We start from the raw sequence: 2,831 nt of genomic DNA, 5'->3' as shown, positions 1-2,831 counted from the left end.
AGGGATATAGATCATCCTAACTGCCATTCAAAGTCTGAGAAAAACTGCCAAACTAAGCTTAATAATGTGTTCACAAAGGCATATGAAGCGCTAGATGTTGACTTCGACCTTTCTCAATATGATTCGAACAACGATAATAGCATCTCAGCTCAAGAGCTGTCAGTCATGTTTGTCTTTGCTGGGAATGACAAATCTAGTGGTACACGAAAAACCCCGACAATTTGGCCTCATAAGTATGCTCATAGCACTGTCGAGATCGATGGAAAACGCATTAGTGCTTATTGCTTGTTCGCCGATTATCAAGGTGACCATCAGTCAACAATGGGGGTGATAGCACATGAGCTTGGACATCTGATGTTAGGACTTCCAGATTTATATTCTTATCAGCATGATGGTTCTATTGGTCATTGGGGGTTAATGGGAGGGGGCAGTTGGGGGAGAAAACCGACGGATCAGTATGCTGGCGAAACTCCGGTCAACATGTTGGCTTGGAGTAAAGAGGCATCTGGTTTTTTAAAGCCGAAAGTTCTCTCCAATAACGGGAGTATTGAAGTTGGTACAATCAAGGGTGAAAGCGTTATCCACCTTGACCCTTACCTTAAACAGTTTGGGCCTCGTGCTTATGTGGAAAATAGACGCAAAAACGATTATGACCAAGCGCTCCGTGGTGAGGGGTTATTAATCACAGCCGTGAATATAGATAACCAATTCAATAGTTCTGGTCCGATGCAAGTACAGGTATTCCAAGCCGATGGAGAGGGGTTATTAGAAAATGGATTCTCTTCTGGAGACTCTGGCGATGTCTTCCCAGGTAGAGAATCGGTTACCAATCTCTCCGATGATTCAGAACCTTCCTTAACAGCGATTACGGCGGGGCGAAAGACGGATATCTCAATAACCAATATTGTTAGCGATGATACCAAAGCGAGTTTCTCTTTGTTGGTACCTAACACCAACAACAAATCATCTTGGGTAACCTCTTTTGGGAGAACATACCCACGTTATGACGCGAATATTAATGTTCTAGGTTTCCCCATTGATGTGGTCAAGGGAAACCAAAGTATTGGAGGAATTCACTTTTACGCGAAAGCAACGAGCGCCGCGATGCCGATGTTTTATCGTTTGGTGGAATATCCATATCAATCAAGATTCGGCAATGCAGTTATTGACGAGCAAGCAGCTCGATTGTTACACAGAGGCATCGCGAGGCAGGGCGGCGGACAAATCATTTTCGACGAGAAAATTAAGCTTGGGCTAGGCACAAAGTTAATTGTCTTAGAGATTGAGAATGGTACCCCTGAATACTCAACTCAGTTTTTAGATGCGTATTTAGGGGATGGACAAAGGAAAAGTCAATTTTCAGGATCTATTTCTGATTACAAAACTCGAGGGTTGAGTCGCGGTTTCGGTCAGAATTTCCCTTTTGCAGCGCTTTTTGAGTTGCCAATAGATGCGAGGCCAATTGCTGTCGATGACATGATATCGACCGAGGAAGATACCCCTTTTATGCTTAATTTATTGGCTAATGATATCAATTTACCGAAGCCAAATAATTACTCTTTTGAAATCGCTCAGAAGCCAATGAAGGGCGTGATAAAGGATGGAACCTACTTCCCAAAGGTTGACCAGTTTGGCCGTGACAGCTTCACATACCGTTTGGTAGATAAGCTAGGGTATGAGACGGATTTTGCTAGTGTGGAAGTTGATATTAAGCCTGTGAATGACGCGCCAAAGTTAACAATAGATAGGCTCGAGGTGACGTCTAAGCCTGGTGAAACTGTTACTTTTACGGTAACCGATATTACCGACGTCGATTCTTCTGAACATGAAATTATGTGGTCTCAAATTCAAGGTCCAAGCCTGAAATTAAGTGGATCACGCTCCAAAGTCCTACAAGTGATAGTACCTAGTGATGCTTCGAAAGGAGAGCGATACCGATTTACAATTTTGGTACAGGACTCGTCAGGAGGTTATGCAAAGCAGTCTGTAGTTCTGGATGTGCAAAGAACGGAAGCTTTATTATTAGGCACCAAATCGTTGCAAGTAAAATATGGAGATACAATCGATTTAGTTCCTATTACTAACGGAGCTAACCACACATTATATATTTTAGAATTCCCACGCAGTGGTATTGCAAAAATTGTCGATAGTAAGATCATTTATAATGCTCCTGCTCAACGTAAGCTGGCTTTATATGACACTATCAAATATAAGGTTTTATCGGCCGATGGTGATGAGTGGGTCGGATCGTTTGATATAGAAGTTTTACCGAGTGTTTCAAACGCATCATCTGTGCCATTAAGTCAAGATAATTCATCCGGAGGAAGTTCCTCACTACCTATCCTCTTTATATTGTGTATGCTCTTTCGACTACGAAAGCAACGATAGAATAAATTGAAATGAAAGAGCTATATTTATTGGCTCTTTTTATTTTTCTGCACATACATGAGATAATCGGAAAAAGAATGTTCTGTCGCACTTCTTTCCCTTAGGTTACATTAATAGGTGTTTGGTTGCATTTTGGTGTAACGCTGATCACAAAAATAGATAATGGTTACTTTGAGTGTTTTTTGAGCTTTAATCCTATGCAGTGGGAATATTTACATTAATTTCAACGATTTTCGTCAACGAAAAGGTGGAGAGTGCATAGGTTTTGGTTATAATTGTGTTGATTGTCATTTGCATTGGAAAGGTGTTGTGTAAGGGCTTTGGTATGTGAATGACACACAAAACATGTTGTTTGTAAAAGCACATAAGGATTTGTGAATCAGTTGTTGGTTGTGGTGGGTGTGTTTATTTATATAGGTGCATATAAACATTATTTATGAGTA

The 2,831-nt window shown here is 41.0% G+C and carries 1 protein-coding gene; it reads left to right on the top strand.

Features of this window, described 5'->3' with window-relative positions:
- Positions 1-2,388: M6 family metalloprotease domain-containing protein (locus AB4496_RS25860; RefSeq protein ID WP_372132715.1), on the top strand; the 2,388-nt coding region annotated here is incomplete at its 5' end.
- Between the last annotated feature and the right edge of the window lie 443 nt (positions 2,389-2,831).

This window comes from Vibrio sp. 10N.222.46.A1, from assembly GCF_041473595.1.
GTDB lineage: Bacteria > Pseudomonadota > Gammaproteobacteria > Enterobacterales > Vibrionaceae > Vibrio > Vibrio tasmaniensis_A.
Note: the sequence above shows the minus strand (reverse complement) of the source record. Positions and strands in the feature narration are given on the sequence as shown.